Here is a 23,435-nt window from a genome sequence, read left to right as displayed (position 1 = left end):
TATAAAAAAACTCTTGTCATTATTTTAAAACTATGTAAATATAGGTGTCAAGACAGTTGAAAAGTGTAAAGTAGGAGGCAACAATTATGCCAAGCGCAGATGTCTTAATTATTGGAAGTGGCGTTGCGGCACTTCGTGTTGCAAAAGAGATTTGTCACGAAAAGAATGTGATTATTATCACAAAGGAGACGAAACGTAATAATAATACACATTTAGCTCAAGGTGGAATTGCCGCAGCGGTAGCTACATACGACAATCCTAATGATCATTTTGAAGATACGCTAGTAGCAGGGTGTCATTATAACAATGAAGAAGTGGTCCGTTATTTAGTCGAGGAAGGACCGAAAGAAATTAATAACCTTATTGAAAATGGAATGAAATTTGATGGAGATGAAACAGGTTCTCATCTTGGAAAAGAAGGAGCGCATCGAAAACGTCGTATTTTACATGCAGGTGGCGATGCAACAGGAAAGAATTTATTAGAGCATCTTATTCAAGAAGTAGCTCCATACGTTACGGTAGTGGAACAGGAAATGGTGCTCGATTTTATTATAGAAAAAGATAAATGTGTTGGGGCTTTAACTCGCAACAATAAAGGAGAATTGAAACGTTACAATGCAGATTATACGGTGTTAGCTTCAGGCGGTATTGGCGGTTTATACGCCTTTACTTCTAATGATGAGACGATTACAGGCGATGGACTTGCAATGGTGTACCGTGCAGGCGGAGAGCTTGTAGATTTAGAGTTTATACAATTTCATCCGACGATGTTATACGCGGGTGGGCGTTGTTCTGGTCTTGTATCCGAAGCTGTTCGCGGAGAAGGAGCTGTCCTTATAAATGGAAAAGGGCAGCGTTTTATGATGGATATACATTCCGAACAGGATTTAGCGCCTCGTGATGTAGTCGCAAGGGCTATTCATGAACAGCTACTTGCGGGTGAAAAAGTGTACTTAAACATCGAAATGATTCAAAACTTTGAACAACGCTTTCCGACCGTGTCATCGATATGTAAAACAAATGGAGTCGATATAAATAAAAAACTTATTCCAGTCGTGCCTGGTACTCATTTTCACATGGGCGGCGTGAAAACGAACTGTGATGGAGAGACGTCTATTCCGAACTTATACGCAGTCGGTGAAGTAGCTTGTAACGGGGTTCATGGTGCAAATAGATTAGCGAGTAATTCATTATTAGAAGGTCTTGTGTTTGGAAAAAGAATCGGACGACACATTTTATCTAGAGAGACAAAAGAAAAGGTGAACATGCTAGCCGAAAAGGAAGCAAAGTTTATCGTTCTGAATCATTTACCGACGAAAGAAGAAATACAAAAATGCATGATGAAATATGTTGGGATTGTGCGAACAGAGCAAAGTTTATCTTATGCGAAGAGATGGCTTAGTAAGTATGGTGTTCGAAATATGATATTACAACATGATGTTCTTACGAATGAAGAGATAACGCTTATTAATATGTTAACGGTTTGTGAGCTTATAGTTGTGTCAGCCTTGCAAAGAGAAGAAAGTATTGGCGGGCATTACCGGAGTGATTATCCAGATAGAAATATAGGAAAGAAAGAGATTGTTCGAGTAAAGAGAAAACGACAACTTGTGTAATGAGGGGAAGAGGGGCTTTATGAACACGATAAAAGTTAAAGAAGCATTAAATCGATTTTTTTTAGAAGATATAGGGGAAAGAGATGTAACATCTCAGCTTATTTTTCCAGATAACTTGCTTTCGAAAGGAACGTTTCTTGCGAAGGATACAGGGGTCTTTGCAGGACGTTTAGTAATTGAATCAGGATTTAAATTAATTGATGAGAGAATTGAAGTAGAGCTTCATAAAAAAGATGGGGACCTTGTAGAAAAAGGCGAAATCATTGCAACTGTGCAAGGTCCAATTGCATCGTTATTAACAGCAGAGCGCGTTATATTAAATGTTATTCAGCGTATGAGCGGAATAGCGACGATGACGCGTAAAGCGGTTCTTGCTTTAGATAGCAGTCATACTCGCATTTGTGATACGCGAAAAACGATGCCAGGACTACGTATGTTTGATAAGCATGCAGTCGTGTGCGGCGGTGGATTTAATCATCGCTTCGGTTTATATGATGGTGTCATGATTAAAGACAATCATATTGTGTTTGCTGGTTCTATTACAAAAGCTGTTACATCAGTGAAAGAGAAGTTAGGACATATGGTGAAAGTAGAAGTAGAAACAGAAACTGAGGAACAGGTGAGAGAGGCTGTTGCTGCTGGTGCTGATATTATTATGTTCGATAATCGCACGCCAGATGAAATCCGGGAGTTTTCAAAAATTGTACCAAGTGCTATCGTTACAGAAGCTTCAGGGGGCATCACAATTGAAGATTTACCGAAATACGGAAAAACAGGGGTAGATTATATTTCACTTGGAGCGTTAACACATTCAGTGAAAGCACTTGATATTAGTTTCAATATTGAAGGATAAGGAAAGTGGCTTAGAGGGGAGAAACGTATATGAGTATTTTAGAACAAGTACAGCCAATTGAAACGATGTTACCAGAGCGTTATTACACGATGTCAACGGAAGATATGGAAAAGCGTGTTCGTGAAATTAAAGAGAAAATGGGGAAAATGTTATTCATTCCAGGGCATCATTATCAAAAAGATGAAGTGGTACAATTTTCAGATGCAGCAGGGGATTCACTTCAGCTTGCACAAATTGCAGCGAGCAATAAAGACGCAAAATATATTGTGTTTTGCGGGGTGCACTTTATGGCGGAAACAGCAGATATGTTAACGACAGATGATCAAGTTGTCATCTTACCAGATATGCGTGCAGGTTGTTCGATGGCGGATATGGCAGATATTGAACAAACAGAAAGAGCATGGAAAGAGCTCACGAAATTATTTGGAGATACGATGATTCCGTTAACATATGTGAACTCTACAGCTGCAATTAAAGCGTTTTGTGGTCGTAACGGAGGAGCAACAGTAACATCTTCTAATGCAAAGCAAATGGTATCTTGGGCGTTTACTCAAAAAGAACGTCTCGTCTTTTTACCAGACCAACATTTAGGGAGAAATACAGCGTACGATTTAGGTATCCCGTTAGATAAAATGGCAGTATGGGACCCACACACAGATTCATTAGAGTACGATGGGGATATAGAAGAAATTCAAGTAATTTTATGGAAAGGGCATTGTTCTGTTCATCAAAATTTTACAGTGAAGAACATTGAGAGCGTACGAAAAAATCATTCTGATATGAATATTATTGTACATCCAGAATGTTGCTATGAAGTTGTAGCTGCTTCAGATTATGCAGGCTCAACGAAATATATTATTGATATGATTGAATCAGCGCCATCTGGTAGCAAATGGGCGATTGGTACAGAAATGAATTTAGTGAACCGAATTATTCAGCAACATCCAGATAAAGAAATTGTTTCACTTAATCCATTTATGTGTCCGTGCTTAACGATGAACCGAATTGATCTGCCTCACTTATTATGGACACTTGAAACGATAGAAAGAGGAGAAGAAATTAACGTTATTAGCGTAGACAAACAAGTAACGGCAGAAGCGGTTCTTGCATTAAATCGTATGTTAGAGCGTGTGTAAAGCAACGGTATTCCTGTTGCTTTTTTTCATACATATAATCATAACGAGAACGAAATGGGCATACATTGTTTTGAAGAAATCATTGTGGTTCTTTATGCTTATTCCGCTTCGAATGATATTGAAAATCGAAGAAGTGATAAAAGTGAAAAGAAGTTAATGTTATTTAGAAAGAGTTACTTCATGAGATTTGTTACTTATAGATAAGTTATACAGGAGGGGGAAAATTTGAAAATTCATATCGTGCAAAAAGGGGATACCCTTTGGAAAATTGCGAAAAAGTACGGAGTGGATTTTGACACGTTGAAAAAAACAAATACACAACTTAGTAATCCAGATTTAATTATGCCAGGTATGAAAATTAAAGTGCCATCCAAGAGTGTTCACATGAAACAACAGGCTGGAGCAGGTTCAGCGCCTCCAAAGCAATACGTAAAAGAAGTGCAGCAAAAAGAATTTGCAGCAACACCAACTCCGCTTGGAATAGAAGATGAAGAAGAAGTTACGTATCAATCAGCACCAATTACACAGCAGCCAGCTATGCAACAAACACAAAAAGAAGTGCAAGTAAAACCGCAAAAGGAGATGCAGGTAAAGCCGCAAAAAGAAGTACAGGTGAAACCACAGAAGGAGATGCAGGTAAAGCCACAAAAAGAAGTACAGGTGAAACCGCAAAAAGAGGTGCAAAAAGAACAGCCAATTCAAAAAGAAAAACCAGTTGAAAAACCGTCTGTTATTCAAAAACCACCTGTGATAGAAAAACAAAAACCGGCGGAAAAAGAAAACACGAAGTTTTCGGTAAATGTATTACCGCAGCCGCCACAACCACCAATAAAACCGAAAAAAGAATATAAAATTTCAGATGTAATAAAAAAAGGAAGCGAGTTAATTGCTCCTCAAATTAGTAAAATGAAACCTAACAATATCATTTCTCCGCAAACGAAAAAAAACAATATAGTATCGCCGCAAGTGAAGAAAGAAAATGTAGGAAATATAGTATCGCCGCAAGTGAAGAAAGAAAATGTAGGAAATATAGTATCGCCACAAGTGAAGAAAGAAAATGTAGGAAATATAGTATCGCCGCAAGTGAAGAAAGAAAATGTAGGAAATATAGTATCGCCACAAGTGAAGAAAGAAAATGTAGGAAATATAGTATCGCCGCAAGTGAAGAAAGAAAATGTAGGAAATATAGTATCGCCACAAGTGAAGAAAGAAAATGTAGGAAATATAGTATCGCCGCAAGTGAAAAAAGAAAATGTAGGGAATATAGTGTCACCGCAAGTGAAAAAAGAAAGTGTAGGGAATATAGTGTCACCGCAAGTGAAAAAAGAAAACGTAGGGAATATAGTATCGCCAAATGTATCGAAAGAAAATGTAGTTATTCCACAAGTCATACCGCCAAATATTCAAATGCCAATCATGGATAACAACCAACCACCGAATATAATGCCAATCATGGATAACAACCAGCCACCGAATATAATGCCAATCATGGATAACAGCCAGCCACCGAATATAATGCCAATTATGGATAACAACCAGCCACCGAATATAATGCCAATTATGGATAACAACCAGCCGCCGAATATAATGCCGATTATGGATAACAATCAAATGCCGAATATGATGCCGATCATGGATAACAATCAAATGCCGAATATGATGCCGATTATGGATAACAATCAAATGCCGAATATGATGCCAATTATGGATAACAATCAAATGCCGAATATGATGCCGATTATGGATAACAATCAAATGCCGAATATGATGCCGATTATGGATAACAATCAACCACCCAATATGATGCCCTATCAAATGCCGTATCAACAGCCCATGATGCCGCCGAATCCGTATTATCAACAACCAAATCCATATCAAATGCCATATCAGCAAGGAGCGCCGTTTGGACCGCAATATACGTCTATGCCAAACCAGAATATGATGCCAATGGATAATAATATGCCGCCGCTTGTGCAGGGTGAGGAAGATTGTGGATGCGGAGGAGAAAGTAGACTATATAGTCCACAACCAGGCGGTCCGCAATATGCGAATCCTTTATATTACCAACCAACTCAGTCTGCATATGCACCACAGCCAGGAACGATGTATTATCAACCAGATCCACCGAATGTATTTGGAGAGCCCGTTTCAGAAGAAGAGGACGAAGAAGAAGTTTAAAAAGGCGGGAGTATTCCCGCCTTTTTTACATTCCTGTTAATTAAGAAAATGAAGTTTTTTTATGAAGTGCTAGAAAATTCCCAGTGAAATATTAACAGTGTAAAAACCTTCTCGGTTACTCATCATAAGAGGGAGCTTTTCAGTAGAGAAGCTCATTCTAACAGAGGGGGTTTTTGTATTGAATACGAAAGTAAAAGTGATTGCTGCTTCTTTGTTAGTTACCAGTGCATTAGCTGCATGTGGTACACCGAAAGATAACAATGCAATGGATGGACGTAACTACAATTACGAGCGTACATCTTATAATGATACACACCAGTATCGTGATAATGTGACACGTAATGATCGTTATACAGATTATGTAACATATAGAAATGGTCGTAACGATACAGGATACAATTATTATCGAGATGTAAATTACAATGGACAAATTGCTAATCCGCATCCAACTCGTAATATTACAATGAACAATTCATACATTAACAATGATGGTAAAACAGCTGAAAGAATAACAAATCGTGTGAAACGTATGAATAACGTAGACCGTGTGTCTACAGTTGTATATGGAAACGATGTAGCGATTGCGGTAAAACCACGTAACACAGTGACAAATGAAACGGCGATGGCTAACGAAATTCGTCAAGCTGTTGCAAATGAAGTTGGAAACAGAAACGTATATGTTTCTGTAAGAAATGATATGTTTACTCGTGTCGATGCAATGAGTACGCGTCTACGTAATGGTACAGTTACAAACGATTTTAATCGTGACATAGTGAATATGTTCCGAGACATTCGTTACGGTTTAACTGGTACAGTGCGATAACAAAACAAAAGAGGAAGGGATAGCCCTTCCTCTTTATTCATCGTTGTCTTGTAAGCGACGTTTTTTAATAAAATAACTAACGGAATAAGAAACTAAAAAGCATATGAAAAGAATACTACCTGTTGAAATAGCTTCAAATAGAGGTCTTTCTGGACTGAAAATAATATAAATAATAGCCGTAACGATTCCTACAATAAGGGAGTGGAAGACAAGTTTGTAATAAGGAGTTAACTGTATTTCCTTTCCGCCTTCTTCTACATCGATTGAAACACTTAACTGTAAATAAGCAAGTAAAATACTTGTAAACATAAATAATAGCCACAATGGAGATTTCGTAATTTGATCAATGCCTTCAGTGAATCCGATATAGCCTAAAATTCCAACTACGCCAATGTATTGAAAAAGAAAGACAATACGTATGTTTTTTAACATTTGAAGAATGAGGCGTTCATCCTTTATTTTTTTCATAATATTCATCCCCTGCTTATTATGATTTCGCTGTCACATTAATTGTAACATATATATTGCAATTATCAATTTATAATTTACATAAAATAATTTGGATGAAAGAGGAAATAAAATATTTTTATAAACATGTTGCACTTATACTTTATTAATGTTATATTAGCAAAGCGATGAGCTAATTTACGTAAGACGAGAGATATGCTTAAGTGCTAAACACGCGAATGTGGTCGCCTGGTCTCTCGCCGTAAACGCATCAAGACGCCTGCTTTGCAGGCGTCTTTCATTTTATATAAAAGTAAATGATACATGCAGATGAGGTAAACTCTTATCTGCATTTTTTATTTTTCGAAAGAAATGTAATATGGATAAAACCCCCATTTCCGGAAAAACTACTAATGAAAGTATGATCTTGCCTAAAAGAGGTGAACGGAAATGAAATGGATACTGATTGCGATGCAAGCTTTCGTTATGATGTTTTGTTTCGTTTATGGAACGAATGTGAAGGCGGAAGGGCCAGTACCAGAAGTAACGAAAAAAGAACCAGAGGTTACAATTTTATTAGAGCGTATGTATGTTGATGGCGAAGTAAGCGAAGAAATACTTACAGAAAAAGTGACGGATTTAGAAAAGTTTTTACAGCAGTATAAAGAATGGCAGCTCGTTGATCGTGATGATGTACAAATTGTATTGCAAAAGAAAGTTGATGATATTTCTCCGTTATTGAAAACGAGCGGGTATTTTGGTGTTTCAGAGGAAGGGATATTACAAATTTTCAAAGGTGTACCGAAAAGTGATAATGCGATCCATTCTTTCTTTCAAATTGATATGAAAAAGCTTGAGAGCTATGAACGTGCGAAATTGAAACGTGGCATTCGTATTAAATCAAAAGAAGGTTTTGTGAAGACGATTGAAAAAATGAAGCAATACGCAGTTCAAAGTAAGAAAAAAAGCAGCTCATGGTGAGCTGCTTTTTTTTCTTATTTGTTTTTAGCTAAAATTTCTTTTGCGATTTCATCAATTAGCATATCTTTTCCGATTGGATTGAATGCTTTCGTATTGAAGACTTCATTTGATACTTCATATACGTGATTATTTTTAACTGCTTTATTGTCTTTCCAAACGGCACTGTTTTTGTAGTCTTCGTAAACTTTATCAGCTTCGCCGCCGAAGTTTACAATAAACATTTGGTCAGGCTGGAATGCAACTAGACCTTCTAGTGATACTTGCGCCATCGTTTGTTTTAAATCCGTACCTTTTGTTGCTGGAAGTTTTAAGTCATTAAAGATGATGTCACCGTATCCGAAGCTACCGTATACACGGAAGTTTTGTGGTGTAACTGCAACGAACATAAAGTTCTCATCTTTTGTTTTCTCTTTAATTTTTTTAGATAAAGAGTCTGCTTTCTTATCGTAGTCTGCAATCCATTTGTCTGCTTTCTTCTCTTCGTCAAATAGCTTACCTACTTCTTTAAACTTACCACGCCAGTCTTCTAAGTTTGTTTCTAGAACAACTGTAGGTGCAACCTTTTCTAGTTGATCATAAATTTTCAATTGACGGTTGTTTAAAATAATTAAGTCTGGTTTTAAAGCAGTAACAGCTTCTAAATCAACTTTAGGTGCCCAGTACCAACCTACTGCTTTTACTCCATCTAACTTGTCTGTTAAGTGATTTTGGATTTTATCTTTATATGTATTTGCTGTACCAACAGGTTTGTGTCCAAGAAGTAATAGTTCTTCTGTTGATCCAGATAAGTCAACAATTCTCTTTGGATTTACTGGAATTGTAGCTTCACCTTTAGCATGTTTTACAACTTTTGTTTTCGGTTGTTCTTTTGCCTTCGATTCTTCTTTTTGAGAAGAACATCCAACGATAGAAAGAACAACGAGCATAATAGTAAATAAAATAAATAGCTTACGTTTCATCCTGATGTAACCCCTTTAATTAGTATTGATAATCATTATCGACTTCTGTATATTAAGGTGCTTTAACCTTTCTGTCAATGGAAAATAACAGAAGTTTCAAGTGGAGAACATTTGTTGGGGCAGTCTCGCTTTTCTATCATTAAATATGTTAAAATGGAATACATGATTTAAGAGGGAGAGATCGTATTTTGTTTGAATATGTTACAGGTTACGTGGAGTATGTAGGGCCGGAATATGTCGTAATTGATCATAATGGAATTGGTTATCAAATTTTCACACCAAATCCGTATGTATTTCAAAGAAGTAAGCAAGAAATCCGTGTCTATACATATCATTATGTGAGAGAAGATATTATGGCACTTTACGGGTTTAAAACACGTGAAGAGCGTTTATTATTTACAAAGTTGTTAGGCGTGTCTGGCATTGGGCCAAAAGGAGCTCTTGCAATTTTAGCTTCTGGTCAAACAGGACAGGTCGTTCAAGCGATTGAGCATGAAGATGAGAAGTTTTTAGTGAAATTCCCAGGCGTCGGAAAGAAAACAGCACGCCAAATGATTTTAGATTTAAAAGGAAAACTAGCAGATGTCGTACCAGATGCATTTGTTGATTTATTCTCAGACACAGAACGTTTTGATGAGAAGAAAGGTTCATCAGCTGAGCTTGATGAGGCACTGGAAGCTCTCCGCGCACTTGGATACGCAGAACGCGAAGTTTCTCGTGTTGTACCAGAGTTATTAAAAGAATCATTAACGACGGATCAGTATATTAAAAAGGCACTTAGTCTTTTACTAAATGGTAAGAGGTGAGTATAATGGACGAACGTCTCCTTTCAGGGGAATCTGCATATGAAGATGCGGATTTAGAATATTCATTACGGCCACAGACGCTCCGTCAGTATATTGGCCAAGATAAAGCAAAACATAATTTAGAAGTATTTATTGAAGCGGCGAAAATGCGTGAAGAAACGTTAGATCACGTGCTTTTATATGGACCACCAGGTCTTGGTAAAACGACGCTTGCGAATATTATTGCCAATGAGATGGGCGTTAATGTTAGAACAACTTCAGGTCCCGCAATTGAAAGACCAGGAGATTTAGCTGCTGTATTAACAGCGCTTCAGCCAGGGGATGTATTATTTATTGATGAAATTCATCGTTTGCATAGATCAATTGAAGAAGTATTGTATCCTGCGATGGAAGACTTTTGCCTTGATATTGTAATTGGAAAAGGGCCTTCAGCACGTTCTGTACGCCTAGATTTACCGCCATTTACATTAGTTGGAGCAACAACACGTGCTGGAGCATTATCGGCACCGCTTCGTGACCGCTTCGGTGTACTTTCAAGGTTAGAGTACTACACAGTAGATCAGCTTTCTGCGATTGTTGAACGTACAGCAGAAGTATTTGAAGTTGAAATCGATTCGTTAGCTGCATTAGAAATTGCAAGACGTGCTCGTGGTACACCTCGTATTGCGAATCGTCTTTTAAGACGTGTACGTGATTTCGCGCAAGTTCGTGGTAACGGAACGGTTACGATGGAAATTACACAAATGGCATTAGAGCTACTGCAAGTAGATAAATTAGGTCTAGATCATATTGATCATAAATTACTGCTTGGTATTATTGAGAAATTCCGTGGCGGTCCAGTTGGATTAGAAACGGTTTCAGCAACAATTGGAGAAGAATCTCATACGATTGAAGATGTGTATGAGCCGTATTTATTACAAATTGGCTTTTTACAACGAACGCCAAGGGGCCGAATTGTAACGCCGCTTGCGTATGAACATTTCGGAATGGAGATACCAAAAGTATGACGGAGATGCCAAAGCTGCTTATTACAGCCGGGATCTTACTCATCGTTGTTGGATTAGCTTGGAAGTTCATTGGAAGGCTTCCAGGCGATATTTTTGTGAAAAAAGGAAACGTTACCTTTTATTTTCCTATCATTACATGTATTGTGTTAAGTATTGTATTATCTTTTATTATGTATATAATAAATCGATTTAAATAAGAAATAGGTGGATATAGCTATGGATATAAATCTGTTTGATTTTCATTTACCAGAAGAACTTATTGCACAAGTCCCGTTAGAAGATCGTGAAACATCAAGATTAATGGTGTTAGACCGTGAAACAGGTGATATTGAGCATAAACATTTTACGGATATTCTTTCTTACTTACATGAGGGGGATTGCTTAGTTTTAAATGAAACGAAAGTTATGCCTGCTCGTTTGCACGGTGTGAAAGAAGATACAGGCGCGCACATTGAAGTACTTCTTTTAAAACAAGAAGAAGGTGATAAGTGGGAAACGCTTGTAAAGCCAGCGAAACGTGTAAAAGAAGGAACTGTTATCTCTTTTGGCGAAGGGAAATTAAAAGCAACTTGCACAGGAACTGCAGATCAAGGTGGACGCCAGCTTGAATTTTCATATGATGGCATCTTCTATGAAATTTTAGATGAACTTGGGGAAATGCCGCTTCCTCCATATATTAAAGAGACGCTGGAAGATCGCGATCGCTATCAAACAGTATATGCGAAAGAAATCGGTTCAGCAGCAGCGCCGACTGCGGGACTTCACTTTACAGAAGAGTTACTTGAGAAGTTAAAGCAAAAAGGCGTTCAGTTAGCATTCATTACACTTCACGTAGGACTTGGAACATTTAGACCAGTTTCTGCAGACACGATTGAAGAACACCATATGCACGCAGAATATTATCATATGTCTGAAGAGACAGCGGCATTATTAAATCGTGTGAAAGAGAATGGTGGACGTATTATTACTGTAGGTACGACATCAACTCGTACGTTAGAAACAATTGCAACAGATCATGACGGTAAGCTCTGCGCCGCTTCTGGATGGACAGATATTTTCATGTATCCGGGATATGAATTTAAAGCAATTGATGGTTTAATTACAAACTTCCATTTACCGAAATCAACATTAATTATGCTTGTAAGTGCATTTGCAAATAGAGATAATGTACTTCATGCTTATAATGAAGCAGTAAAAGAAAAATATCGTTTCTTTAGCTTCGGTGATGCAATGTTCGTTGCATCTCACGCTAAAATGAGAAACAAATAAAAGGAGTAAGTTATGACAGCAATTCGTTATGAATTTATTAAGACATGTAAACAAACGGGTGCCCGTTTAGGTCGTGTGCATACGCCGCACGGTTCATTTGATACACCAACATTTATGCCAGTTGGTACACTTGCAACAGTTAAGACAATGTCACCAGAAGAATTAAAAGCAATGGATTCTGGCATTATTTTAAGTAATACGTATCATTTATGGCTACGTCCAGGTCATGAAATTATTCGTGAAGCAGGCGGCTTGCATAAATTTATGAACTGGGATCGTGCAATCTTAACAGACTCTGGTGGTTTCCAAGTATTCAGTTTAAGTGACTTCCGTCGTATTGAAGAGGAAGGCGTTCACTTCCGTAATCACTTAAATGGAGATAAATTATTCTTATCACCAGAAAAAGCGATGGAAATCCAAAATGCATTAGGTTCAGATATTATGATGGCATTTGATGAGTGTCCACCATTCCCAGCTACTTTTGAATATATGAAGAAATCTGTAGAGCGTACGAGCCGCTGGGCAGAACGCTGCTTAAAAGCGCATGAACGTCCGCAAGATCAAGGTTTATTCGGTATTGTACAGGGCGGGGAGTACGAAGAGCTTCGTCGTCAAAGTGCGAAAGACCTTGTTTCAATGGACTTCCCTGGTTACGCTGTAGGTGGTTTATCTGTTGGTGAACCGAAAGATATTATGAACCGTGTTCTTGAGTTTACAACACCACTTCTTCCAGATAATAAGCCTCGTTACTTAATGGGTGTAGGTTCTCCTGACTCGTTAATCGATGGCGCAATTCGTGGGATTGATATGTTTGACTGCGTACTTCCAACTCGTATCGCTCGAAATGGTACGTGTATGACAAGTGAAGGTCGCCTTGTTGTAAAAAATGCGAAATTCGCAAGAGACTTCGGTCCGCTTGATCCAAACTGTGATTGCTACACATGTAAAAACTACTCACGTGCGTACATTCGTCACTTAATGAAATGTGATGAAACGTTCGGAATTCGTTTAACGTCTTATCACAACCTTCATTTTCTGTTAAACTTAATGGAGCAGGTGAGACAAGCTATTCGTGAAGACCGTCTTGGCGATTTCCGCGAAGAGTTCTTTGAACAGTATGGCTTTAATAAACCGAATGCTAAAAACTTCTAATACATAATTTAAAAGGAGGAACAAAAGATGAATGCAGGTATGATGAATATCGTTATGATCGTTGCGATGTTTGCGATTTTCTATTTCTTATTAATTCGCCCGCAACAAAAACGTCAAAAAGCAGTTGCTCAAATGCAAAGTGAGTTAGCAAAAGGTGATGCTATCGTAACAATCGGTGGTTTACACGGTACAATCGAATCAGTAGATGAGACAAAAATCGTTATTAAATCTGGTGGTTCACACTTAACTTTCGATCGCAATGCGATTCGTGAAGTTGTGAAAAACTAATGTGGAAGGCCCTGCATGAAATGTGCAGGGCCTTTTTTAGTTACTTTGCTTTGACATATTTACACCGAAAATACCACCGAGTGTACTCGCCCCCATTAATGCTAATTGATATAGTAATTGTGAGTTCGATAAGGTTTGAGAAAAGCCTAAATAGTTAACTAGAAAGACGAGTATAGTGAACGTGAGCCCTGTTGTGAAACCTACTAGCCAACCTTTTCCTTGAGCCTTTTTGCCGGCAGTAAATCCAGACATAAGCATAGATAAAAGAGCGAGTATAAAAATAGTAACGGTTAATGTCCCTTCATTTATATTCGTAAACTTTAATAAAAGAGCCATAATCATACTAGTAATAGATGCGAGAATTAGTAGCGTAACAATACCGAAGCCAATTGCAGTTGATAATTTTTTCGTTCCATCCATTTATGCATTCCCCCTTTTTAATACAAGCATATTTTCCTTTTGCTCAAGTTAGACTAGTTTCTTTTTTATAGGGGAGTCTATACGTAAAAAAGGAGATGTAGAAATGGAATGGATATCGGTAATTGGACGGACAATGCTTTTGTATATCATCATCTTAATTATTTTTCGTCTTATGGGTAAACGTGAGATAGGAGAGCTAAGTGTATTAGATTTAGTCGTATTTATTATGCTTGGAGAAATGGCTGTAGTAGCAATTGAAAATACCGATAAATCACTTTGGCATCAATTAGTTCCGATGACTTTTCTTATGTGCATACAAATCATTTTGTCAGTCATTTCATTAAAGTTTCAACGATTTCGGCATTTAATAGAAGGTGAACCAGCAATTATTATTAATGCGGGAAAGATTGATGAAAAAAAGATGAGAAACCAACGATATAATATTGATGATTTAATGATGCAATTAAGGGAACAAGGAGTTGGAGATATTCGGGATGTAGAATATGCTATTTTGGAACCGTCTGGGAAGTTATCTGTCTTTCAAAAACAAAAAAATAAACAAGATACATTGCAGTTTACGCTTCCTCTTATTATTGATGGAGAAATTCAATCTAGTCATTTACAAATGATTGAGCATACAGATGAATGGCTTATTGAGAAATTAAAAAACTTAGGTTATAACGATATAACACAAATTTTATACTGTAGTTTTCAAAATGGACAATTTTTTGTTGATGTAAAAGAAAATTAGAGACTTATCCTTTGGAAGAGTAAGAATGATTAGTATAACTAATAATCAGTGGAGATTACCCCACTGATTAAAGTTTCACCTTATTTCAAAAATGAAAGCTTACGAATGATAGGGAGACGACTTAACTCTTCTTTTCGAATGAGTTTGAAAGTGAAGAGAAGTACGATATAAACAATTGTTGTTAAAGTGATTTCCCATAATGTTTGTATGCCAAGGGAATGAGAGAAAATAATATATTTATGAAGATAAAAACCGAAGGCGCCTGCGATACCGATGGCAAGTCCGCCGAAAATATAGTCTTTTGCGTAAATGGTAAATGTAATCTTTTTTAAAACAGTAGCGTAGTGAAGAAATGTTACTGTTACAATATTTGCAGCAATAGCAAGTGCAACCCCCATCATTTGAAACTCTGGCCTTGATGCTAGTACAAAAATAACGATTAATTTCACGATGGCACCAATAAATGTATTCATCATTGCGGCTCTTGCTAAGTTTAAAGCCTGCAAAACAGAGGTAAGTGGACTTTGGAAATAATGAAATAAAAAACAAGGCGCAAGAAGTTGAATGAATGCTGTTGCGCTGTCTGATCCATACATAAGAGTTAAAACAGGAGAAGCGAATACGTATAATATAACGACAGACCATCCGCCGGTAATTAATGAAATTCGAAGTGCTTGTTGTAAACGGTGCTCTACTAATTTATGTTGTCTTTTTGCCATTGCTTCACTAATAGAAGGAACGAGCGCTGTAGAGAGAGCGTATGTAATAAAGGCGGGTAGTGATAGGAGCGGGAATGCATAACCGTTTAATATACCGTATTGCTGGGTTGCAACAGAAGCAGCGACACCAGCGATTGCTAAGCTTTGCATAACGACAATAGGTTCAAAAAAATATGAAACGGAGCCGATTAAACGACTTCCTGTAGTTGGAAGGGCAATATCCATCAGAGAATAAAATGTCCCTTTGCTTTCCTTTACAGTAGTGAAAAATCCAGAGCGTATTGATAAATGTTTTTCTCGCTGAAATAACGTGAGTAAAAATAATAAGGATGCAACTTCACCGAGAACAGCTGATAACATAGCGCCGGCTGCAGCATATTCTATGCCGTAAGGTAAAAATAATTGAATGCATATAGCGATAATGGTAATGCGGACGACTTGTTCTAGAACTTGCGCATAAGCGCTAGGTTTCATGTTTTGTTTCCCTTGAAAGTAACCACGCAACACAGAAGAAACAGCAATAACAGGAACAACGGGCAAAATGGCCATTAATGGATAGTAGGTTCTTTCGTCGGTTAATAATGTTTTTGCTAAAATAGGTGTGAGGAACATAATTCCGATTGTTAAAATGATACTAATAACGGATGTAACAGCTAGTGATACGGTTAATATTTTTTTAACTCTTTGTTTATCGTTCACAGCTTCCGCTTCTGCTACAAATTTTGCGATTGCGACAGGAAGACCAATTTGTGTCAATGTAATTGCTAAAATGAATGTAGGAACGGCCATCATATAAAGACCAACGCCTTCTTCTCCTAAAATACGTGCCATTACTATGCGGTTGATAAAGCCGAGTATTTTTGTAATAAAGCCGGCTATCATTAAAATAAATGCGCCTTTTAAAAAGCTTTGTCTCGTCATGTTCTTCTCCTACCTTCTCAAAATCAATGGAATGATTTACAATAATTTATATGCACGTACGAGACAAGAATGACAAGCATTTAAGAGAGTGAAGTATGATAGTGCTCTTGAAAGTAGTTATTGCTGTCCATTAGAGCGGGATTAAAGCGACTTTTTCGTGCTGAAATAAGAAGGAGATGTTTATAGATGTTAGATAGAGAGGCTTTGGTAGAATCATACCGCGGACAGTTACAAGTCGTTTTAGAAAGTAAAGTAGAAGAGTTTCAAATGTTCGGTTACGACCGAGTGACAGATGATGACATTTGGAAGTTTCTTAAAGTGAAAAAGTGGAAGAAGATAGACAGCGATGTTAGATTGTATGAATTAGTTAATGACGTATTAACAGTAACAGCTAATGAATATATGACATATTTAACTGTTGAAGCTTACCAAGCGCCACTTTGGTCATTTGATGAGTACGAAAATAAATAACCGACTGCAATTGGTTTGTTCTTCCTTTTGCAGTATAATGATATGTATTGATAAAGAGGAAATAATTATGTCTAAGATTATATATAAAGGAGGTAGTGAAGAGGAAAATAAATGATGGAAGTGTAGGTAGTGTAAAAGCTTACCTATAGAGCTAGTGATGAACTAGCAAAAATTATAGAAAGGAAGTCTACTAACTAGGCGTATGCACACGTATAGCAGTGAATCGTAAGAGATTTATTGAAAGTGTTAGTAGCAGAAAGAGGGTACATATGGCAAAGCGTGGTACGAGAATTGCCGCCTTTTTCCTCATCGTCTTATTAATCGGTGGAGTAATTGGTGCGGCAGGAAAAGACATAGCAAAAGGAATTAGTCTAGGACTAGACCTTCGCGGTGGTTTTGAAATTCTGTATGAAGTAAAACCAGCCAAAAAAGGTGATAAAATCGATCGAGATGTACTTGTAAGTACAGTAGGTGCTCTTGAAAATCGTGTCAATGTTCTCGGTGTAAGTGAGCCGAACATTCAAATCGAAGGGCAAGATCGAATTCGTGTACAGCTTGCTGGTGTACAAGATCAGCAAAAAGCACGTGAAATGTTATCAACACAAGCGAAATTAACATTCCGTGATGTGGATGATAACCTTCTTATGGATGGAACGGATTTAAAAGGCGGCGGAGCGAAGCAAACATTTGATGAGCAAGGCCGTGCGAGCGTAGGTCTTACACTAAAAAGCGCTGAAAAATTCCGTGAAGTAACTGAAAAAATTTCTAAAATGCCACCACCAACGAATTTAATGGTAATTTGGCTTGACTTTGAAGAAGGAAAAGATTCGTATAAAGCAGAATCTGCAAAACCGAATCCGAAATTCTTATCAGCAGCAACAGTAAACCAAGTATTTAACCAAGCTGAAGTATCTATCGTAGGTGGAAACTTCACAGTTGAAAGTGCGAAACAACTTTCATCTTTATTAAATGCAGGTGCACTTCCTGTTGATTTAAAAGAAATGTATTCAACATCTGTTGGAGCGAAATTTGGTCAACAAGCGTTAGAGCAAACGATTTTCGCTAGTGCGATTGGTATCGCTCTTATTTTCTTATTTATGCTTGTATTCTACCGTTTACCAGGACTTGTAGCGGTTATTATGTTAGGGTTATACATTTTCGTTACATTACTTGTCTTTAACTGGATGCATGCAGTTCTTACGTTGCCAGGTATTGCAGCGTTAGTGCTCGGGGTAGGTATCGCAGTTGATGCAAATATTATTACGTACGAGAGACTGAAAGAAGAGCTGAAAATTGGTAAGTCAATGATGTCGGCATTCCGTGCTGGTAACCATCGTTCATTAGCAACAATTCTAGATGCAAACGTTACGACTCTTGCAGCAGCTGGTGTGTTATTCGTTTATGGTAATAGCTCTGTAAAAGGATTTGCAACAAGTTTAATCGTAAGTATTTTAGTTGGTTTTATTACGAACGTATTCGGTACTCGTTTCTTACTAGGTCTACTTGTAAAGAGCCGTTACTTTGATAAAAAACCAGGATATTTTGGTGTGAAACAAAAGGATATTATTCCATTAACAAAAGGTGTAGTACATCCGCCAACAAGATTTGATCGTATTAATTTCGTAAATATCGGTCATAAATTCCTTATCTTCTCGATTGTAGTTGTAATTGCGGGTGCAATTATCTTACCAATTTTCAAATTGAATCTTGGTATTGACTTTGCGAGTGGTACACGTATCGACTTGCAATCAAAACAAGCCGTTACTGTGTCTGATGTTCATAAAGATTTTAAAGAATTGAACATTGATGTGAAGGAAGAAAATATTGTACCGACTGGAGATGACAATAAAGGTTTCGCAGTTCGTACATTAGGTGTTTTATCAAAAGATGAAATTGCGAAAACAAAAACATTCTTCCACGATAAATATGGTACAGATCCAAACGTAAGTACAGTTTCACCGACAATCGGTAAAGAAATTGCACGAAATGCATTTATCGCAGTACTGATTGCTTCTGCGGTTATCATTTTATACGTAAGTATTCGTTTCCGATTTACGTATGCGTTATCTGCAGTACTTGCATTATTACATGACGCATTCGTTATGATTGTTATGTTTAGTATTTTCCAACTAGAGGTAGACTTAACGTTTATTGCTGCAGTACTAACAATCATCGGTTATTCTATTAATGACTCGATTGTTACATTTGATAGAAACCGTGAATTATACAAACAGAAAAAACGAGTGCGCGATATAAAAGATCTAGAAGAAATCGTAAATGCAAGTATTCGCCAAACGCTTGGTCGCTCGATTAACACCGTATTAACAGTGTTATTCCCAGTAATTGCACTGCTTATCTTCGGTAGTGAGTCACTACGTAACTTCTCGTTTGCGCTACTTGTTGGATTAATTGTAGGTACGTACTCTTCTGTTTTCGTTGCCTCTCAAATTTGGTTAATGCTTGAAAACCGTCGTTTGAAAAAGGGAAAAAACAAGAAGAAGGTTGAGAAAGTAGAATCTGAACCGCAAGTATAGAAAAGATGATGTCTCTTTATGAGGCATCTCTTTTTTCGTTTGTGGATACAATAAGATAGCAACTTTTTAACAGAAAGAAGATGGAAGAAAGTGGTGGTGTTATCGCTGTTTTTGTTAAAATAAAAAGATAGGTTAAGAAAAGAAGGGATTTTAATTATGGAAAAAGATGAACGTTTTAAACAGGCCGAGTTTGGTGCTATTGTCGGGATCGTTGGTAATATTATATTAGCGATTGTAAAGGCGGTAATTGGTTATATTGGGAACAGTAAAGCGCTATTAGCGGATGCCGTGCATTCTGCATCAGATGTAATAGGTTCGCTAGCTGTACTTTTTGGATTGCGAGCGGCAAAGCAGCCACCTGATGAGGATCATCCGTATGGTCATGGTAAAGCGGAATCGATTTCAGCGATTATTGTTGCGGTATTATTATTTATTGTGGGACTTGAAATCGCGATTTCGTCTATAAAAGCTTTTTCGCAAGAACTAGAACCGCCGAAAGGAATTACGATATTTGCTGTTGTTCTTTCAATCGTCGTGAAAGAAGGAATGTTTCAATATAAATTCCGATTAGGGAAAAGAGTAAACAGTGATGCAATTATTGCAAATGCATATGAGCACCGTTCGGATGTATTTTCTTCAATTGCAGCTTTAATCGGTATTTGTGCAGCTATAATAGGTGGTAAGCTTGGTATAGACTGGCTTGTATACGCTGATCCAATTGCGGGATTAGTTGTTTCACTTCTTGTTGTAAAAATGGCATGGAGCATTGGAGCGGAAGCAATTCATGCAACGCTTGACCATGTTCTTCATGAGGAGGATGTTATTCCGCTTAGAGAAGCAGTTCTTCAAGTAGATGGTGTGAAAAAAATTGGTTCTTTATATGCACGGGAGCATGGTCATTATGTTATTGTCGATATTAAAGTGTCCGTAGATCCATACATTACTGTAGAAGAAGGACACCGTATTGGAAAACATGTGAAAGAAATACTTATGAAACAAGATAATGTACAAAATGTATTCGTACATATAAATCCGTATTCTCCAAATTAAACATCATTAACATTTTAGTATATAGATATTGCATCGTAGTTTGCATTATATTGTCACCCCTTAATCTGTCTTGTATAATGAACAGGTTAAGGGGTGATTTCGTGTTACAACCGAAGACGCGTTGGAAAGAAAAAGAATATAATGACGAGCGAGTGAGTGAATTAGCAAGTAAATTACAGTTATCGCCACTTGTCGTTTCGTTATTCCTCGGTAGAGGACTCGATACAGAAGATAAGATTTTAGATTTTTTAAATACAGAAAATCAAGAATTTCATGATCCATTTTTATTAGAAGGAATGGATAGAACGGTAGAACGTGTAAATAAGGCGATTCAAAATGGAGAGCAAATATTAATATTTGGTGATTACGATGCGGACGGAGTAAGTAGTACGACAGTTTTATATCTTGCTCTTCAAGAATTAGGTGCAGAAGTAGAATTTTACATTCCAAATCGTTTTACAGAAGGGTATGGACCGAACGAAGAAGCATTTCGTTGGGCGCATAGCGCAGGGTTCTCGCTAATTATTACTGTCGATACTGGTATTGCAGCGGTACATGAAGCGAATGTAGCGAAAGAGCTTGGAATAGATCTAATTATTACAGATCACCATGAGCCACCGCCAGAATTGCCAGAAGCACTTGCGATTATACATCCGAAATTAGATGGCGGTGTATATCCGTTTCACTATTTAGCTGGTGTAGGTGTTGCGTTTAAAGTTGCGCATGCACTATTAGGCCGTGTACCAGAACATTTATTAGAGATCGCAGTAATCGGTACAGTAGCCGATTTAGTATCACTTCATGGTGAAAATAGGTTGCTAGTGAAACGCGGTTTAAAACATATGCGTATGACGAGAAATATTGGTTTGAAGGCATTGTTTAAAGTTGCTAACGTTTCGCAAAGTGAAATTACCGAAGAGAGTATTGGTTTCTCAATTGCACCTCGTATTAATGCGGTTGGGCGTTTAGAAGATGCTACGCCGGCTGTACACCTTTTATTATCAGATGATCCAGAGGAAGCGAAAGAGCTAGCTGAAGAAATTGATGAGCTGAACAAACTGCGAAAAGATATTGTAAAGCAAATTACAGAAGAGGCTATCGCTGAAGTGGAAAATAACTTCCCACCAGAAGAAAATAAAGTATTAGTACTTGCGAAAGAAGGCTGGAACCCAGGGGTAATTGGAATTGTTGCTTCGAAATTAGTTGAACGTTTTTATCGTCCGACGATTGTATTAAGCATTGATCCTATAAAAGAAACAGCAAAAGGCTCAGCACGTAGTATTGCAGGATTTGATTTGTTTGCAAATTTATCAGATTGTAGAGAGTTATTACCACACTTCGGAGGGCATCCGATGGCAGCGGGAATGACGCTACATATGAATGATGTAGATGAATTACGTCGCCGCTTAAATGAACAAGCAGATGCAATTTTAACAGAAGAAGATTTTATTCCAATTACAGCAGTTGATGTTTTTTGTAAAGTAGAGGATGTAACGCTAGCGGCAATTGAAGATATGCAAAAACTAGCCCCGTTTGGTGTTGGAAATCCGAAACCACGTATTGCAGTAAAAGATGCAGAGTTAGAAAGCATTCGCGCAATCGGATCAGATGGCTCTCATTTAAAAATGGCTCTTCGTGATGGACAAGCAACACTGGATACAATTGGATTTGGCTTTGGTGCATATGCGAAAGAAATCTCTCCAGTTGCAAAAGTATCTGTAATAGGAGAAGCGTCTATTAATGAATGGAATAACTTTAAGAAGCCACAACTAATGGTACAAGATATTGCTGTAGAGGCGTGGCAATTATTTGATTGGCGTAGTATGCGTAATGCAGAAGCAAATTTAGCAGAACTTCCGAAAGAAAAAATAACAATGGTGTATTTTTCTGAAGAGGTATTGAATAAATTTTCTTTAGAGAGCTATAAAGAAAAGCTCATGCATGCTTCAGAAGTAACGCATTTAGATGATCAATATATCGTGTTACTTGATTTACCAAAAGGAACAGATGAATTACGTGAGCTATTTAAGGTAGGATTCCCAGCGCGAATTTATACGCTATTTTATCAAGAGAATAACCACTTATTTAGTACAGTTCCGACGAGAGAACACTTTAAATGGTACTATTCTTTCTTAAGCCAAAAAACACCATTTTCTTTAAGACAATATGGAGAACAACTATGTCGTCATAAAGGTTGGTCAAAAGATACAGTAAATTTCATGACACAGGTGTTTTTTGAGTTAGAATTTGTTACAATAAAAGATGGCGTCATTTTTATGGCAGACAAAAAACAAAAGCGTGATTTAATTGAATCGAACACATATCGTGAGAAAATGAACCACTTACAATTAGAAAAAGAATTGGTTTATAGCACATATCAGCAACTATATACATGGTTTGAAACGATTCGTAATCATAAAGAAGTAGAACAGTTAGGGTAAAGGATTTGTATTTACAAACCTTTTAGATCTGAGGAGGATTCAGAAATATGGATTTCAAGCAACATATCGCAATTGTACCGGATTATCCGAAAGAAGGTATTGTGTTTAAAGACATTACACCTTTAATGAATGACGGTAAAGCATACAAAGCAGCAACAGACGCAATCGTTGAGTACGCAAAAGAAAGAGATATCGATGTTGTAGTAGGACCAGAAGCTCGTGGTTTCATTATCGGTTGCCCAGTTTCTTATGCGTTAGAAGTAGGATTTGCGCCAGTTCGTAAATTAGGAAAATTACCACGTGAAGTAATTACAGTTGACTACGGTAAAGAATATGGTAAAGACGTTTTAACAATCCATAAAGATGCAATTAAGCCAGGTCAACGCGTATTAATTACAGATGATCTATTAGCTACAGGTGGAACAATCGAAGCGACAATTAAGTTAGTTGAAGAGCTAGGCGGAGTTGTAGCAGGAATTGCATTCTTAGTAGAACTTACTTACTTAGATGGTCGTAAAATGTTAGATGGTTACGATGTATTAGTATTAGAAAAATACTAATCACTATATAGGTAAAACTACGGTGATAAAAAGTACCCGTGAATCTCTTGGAG

Annotated in this window: 22 protein-coding genes; 18 read left to right on the top strand and 4 right to left on the bottom strand. The window is 37.3% G+C overall.

Going from position 1 to position 23,435, the window contains the following annotated elements:
• Positions 1 to 86 precede the first annotated feature (86 nt).
• From nadB to V7S45_RS21700, 5 genes are all read left to right on the top strand, one after another.
• Positions 87 to 1,616, top strand: a complete 1,530-nt coding sequence (gene nadB, locus V7S45_RS21720) for an L-aspartate oxidase (RefSeq protein ID WP_089607647.1) — start codon at positions 87 to 89, stop codon at positions 1,614 to 1,616.
• A gap of 19 nt (positions 1,617 to 1,635) precedes the next feature.
• Entirely contained in the window at positions 1,636 to 2,469 is an 834-nt protein-coding gene (nadC, locus tag V7S45_RS21715) for a carboxylating nicotinate-nucleotide diphosphorylase (protein WP_017673424.1), read from the top strand.
• Positions 2,470 to 2,498: 29 nt separating this feature from the next.
• Positions 2,499 to 3,605: a quinolinate synthase NadA gene (gene nadA / locus V7S45_RS21710; protein ID WP_089607646.1), complete on the top strand. Its 1,107-nt coding sequence runs from the start codon at positions 2,499 to 2,501 to the stop codon at positions 3,603 to 3,605.
• A 225-nt stretch (positions 3,606 to 3,830) separates the two neighbouring features.
• Positions 3,831 to 5,783, top strand: a complete 1,953-nt coding sequence (gene exsA, locus V7S45_RS21705; protein WP_089607645.1) for a spore coat assembly protein ExsA — start codon at positions 3,831 to 3,833, stop codon at positions 5,781 to 5,783.
• Positions 5,784 to 5,961: 178 nt separating this feature from the next.
• Positions 5,962 to 6,606, top strand: coding sequence for a YhcN/YlaJ family sporulation lipoprotein (locus V7S45_RS21700; protein ID WP_001093536.1), 645 nt, complete (start codon positions 5,962 to 5,964; stop codon positions 6,604 to 6,606).
• A gap of 33 nt (positions 6,607 to 6,639) precedes the next feature.
• Here the strand turns inward: V7S45_RS21700 and V7S45_RS21695 are convergent, their stop codons facing one another.
• Positions 6,640 to 7,074, bottom strand: a complete 435-nt coding sequence (locus tag V7S45_RS21695; protein ID WP_157797754.1) for a branched-chain amino acid ABC transporter substrate-binding protein — start codon at positions 7,072 to 7,074, stop codon at positions 6,640 to 6,642.
• Positions 7,075 to 7,503: 429 nt separating this feature from the next.
• Here V7S45_RS21695 and V7S45_RS21690 point away from each other — a divergent pair, with 429 nt between their 5' ends.
• A complete protein-coding gene (locus V7S45_RS21690; RefSeq protein WP_000871192.1) occupies positions 7,504 to 8,034 on the top strand; it encodes a BofC C-terminal domain-containing protein in 531 nt (176 codons plus the stop codon).
• Between the two features lie 14 nt (positions 8,035 to 8,048).
• Here the strand turns inward: V7S45_RS21690 and V7S45_RS21685 are convergent, their stop codons facing one another.
• Positions 8,049 to 8,993 carry an iron-hydroxamate ABC transporter substrate-binding protein gene (locus tag V7S45_RS21685; RefSeq protein ID WP_000823606.1) on the bottom strand — a complete coding sequence of 315 codons (945 nt, stop codon included), beginning with the start codon at positions 8,991 to 8,993 and terminating at the stop codon, positions 8,049 to 8,051.
• 188 nt (positions 8,994 to 9,181) lie between these two features.
• On the opposite strand from V7S45_RS21685, the gene ruvA reads away from it, so the two are divergent.
• From ruvA to yajC, 6 genes are read left to right on the top strand one after another with little or no spacing between them, the layout of a single operon-like run.
• Positions 9,182 to 9,799: a Holliday junction DNA helicase RuvA gene (ruvA, locus tag V7S45_RS21680; protein WP_000464511.1), complete on the top strand. Its 618-nt coding sequence runs from the start codon at positions 9,182 to 9,184 to the stop codon at positions 9,797 to 9,799.
• Between the two features lie 5 nt (positions 9,800 to 9,804).
• A complete protein-coding gene (gene ruvB / locus V7S45_RS21675) occupies positions 9,805 to 10,806 on the top strand; it encodes a Holliday junction branch migration DNA helicase RuvB (RefSeq protein WP_000344449.1) in 1,002 nt (333 codons plus the stop codon).
• Positions 10,803 to 11,003 carry a DUF2905 domain-containing protein gene (locus V7S45_RS21670; protein WP_000138162.1) on the top strand — a complete coding sequence of 67 codons (201 nt, stop codon included), beginning with the start codon at positions 10,803 to 10,805 and terminating at the stop codon, positions 11,001 to 11,003. Before ruvB ends, V7S45_RS21670 begins: the two co-directional genes overlap by 4 nt.
• Positions 11,004 to 11,022: 19 nt before the next feature.
• Positions 11,023 to 12,075 carry a tRNA preQ1(34) S-adenosylmethionine ribosyltransferase-isomerase QueA gene (gene queA / locus V7S45_RS21665; RefSeq protein WP_000354014.1) on the top strand — a complete coding sequence of 351 codons (1,053 nt, stop codon included), beginning with the start codon at positions 11,023 to 11,025 and terminating at the stop codon, positions 12,073 to 12,075.
• A 12-nt stretch (positions 12,076 to 12,087) separates the two neighbouring features.
• Positions 12,088 to 13,227, top strand: a complete 1,140-nt coding sequence (gene tgt, locus V7S45_RS21660; RefSeq protein WP_000125365.1) for a tRNA guanosine(34) transglycosylase Tgt — start codon at positions 12,088 to 12,090, stop codon at positions 13,225 to 13,227.
• A 27-nt stretch (positions 13,228 to 13,254) separates the two neighbouring features.
• Positions 13,255 to 13,515 carry a preprotein translocase subunit YajC gene (gene yajC, locus V7S45_RS21655; protein ID WP_000991115.1) on the top strand — a complete coding sequence of 87 codons (261 nt, stop codon included), beginning with the start codon at positions 13,255 to 13,257 and terminating at the stop codon, positions 13,513 to 13,515.
• Positions 13,516 to 13,551: 36 nt separating this feature from the next.
• Here yajC and V7S45_RS21650 read toward each other — a convergent pair whose 3' ends face one another.
• Entirely contained in the window at positions 13,552 to 13,935 is a 384-nt protein-coding gene (locus V7S45_RS21650; RefSeq protein ID WP_000349148.1) for a TIGR04086 family membrane protein, read from the bottom strand.
• A 103-nt stretch (positions 13,936 to 14,038) separates the two neighbouring features.
• On the opposite strand from V7S45_RS21650, the gene V7S45_RS21645 reads away from it, so the two are divergent.
• Positions 14,039 to 14,686: a DUF421 domain-containing protein gene (locus V7S45_RS21645; RefSeq protein ID WP_000454838.1), complete on the top strand. Its 648-nt coding sequence runs from the start codon at positions 14,039 to 14,041 to the stop codon at positions 14,684 to 14,686.
• An 80-nt stretch (positions 14,687 to 14,766) separates the two neighbouring features.
• On the opposite strand, the gene spoVB is transcribed toward V7S45_RS21645, so the two are convergent.
• Complete coding sequence (spoVB, locus tag V7S45_RS21640; RefSeq protein ID WP_000198301.1) at positions 14,767 to 16,326, bottom strand: stage V sporulation protein B; 1,560 nt, start codon at positions 16,324 to 16,326, stop codon at positions 14,767 to 14,769.
• A 186-nt stretch (positions 16,327 to 16,512) separates the two neighbouring features.
• Between spoVB and V7S45_RS21635 the strand changes: the two genes are divergently transcribed.
• From V7S45_RS21635 to V7S45_RS21615, 5 genes are all read left to right on the top strand, one after another.
• The gene (locus V7S45_RS21635; RefSeq protein WP_000886980.1) at positions 16,513 to 16,797 is read left to right on the top strand and encodes a post-transcriptional regulator; all 285 of its coding nucleotides are present in this window, start codon (positions 16,513 to 16,515) and stop codon (positions 16,795 to 16,797) included.
• A 269-nt stretch (positions 16,798 to 17,066) separates the two neighbouring features.
• On the top strand, positions 17,067 to 19,331 hold the full coding sequence (gene secDF, locus V7S45_RS21630; RefSeq protein WP_001119066.1) for a protein translocase subunit SecDF: 2,265 nt from the start codon (positions 17,067 to 17,069) through the stop codon (positions 19,329 to 19,331).
• Between the two features lie 156 nt (positions 19,332 to 19,487).
• Positions 19,488 to 20,381, top strand: coding sequence for a cation diffusion facilitator family transporter (locus tag V7S45_RS21625; RefSeq protein WP_000409743.1), 894 nt, complete (start codon positions 19,488 to 19,490; stop codon positions 20,379 to 20,381).
• A gap of 101 nt (positions 20,382 to 20,482) precedes the next feature.
• A complete protein-coding gene (gene recJ, locus V7S45_RS21620; protein ID WP_000941231.1) occupies positions 20,483 to 22,822 on the top strand; it encodes a single-stranded-DNA-specific exonuclease RecJ in 2,340 nt (779 codons plus the stop codon).
• A 47-nt stretch (positions 22,823 to 22,869) separates the two neighbouring features.
• A complete protein-coding gene (locus V7S45_RS21615) occupies positions 22,870 to 23,382 on the top strand; it encodes an adenine phosphoribosyltransferase (protein ID WP_000346215.1) in 513 nt (170 codons plus the stop codon).
• Positions 23,383 to 23,435: the final 53 nt, after the last annotated feature.

Origin of the sequence: Bacillus sp. BR3(2024) (assembly GCF_039134555.1) — a bacterium.
Taxonomy (GTDB): domain Bacteria; phylum Bacillota; class Bacilli; order Bacillales; family Bacillaceae_G; genus Bacillus_A; species Bacillus_A cereus.
The sequence above is the reverse complement of the archived record's forward strand: the minus strand, read 5'-3'. Positions and strand labels throughout refer to the sequence as shown.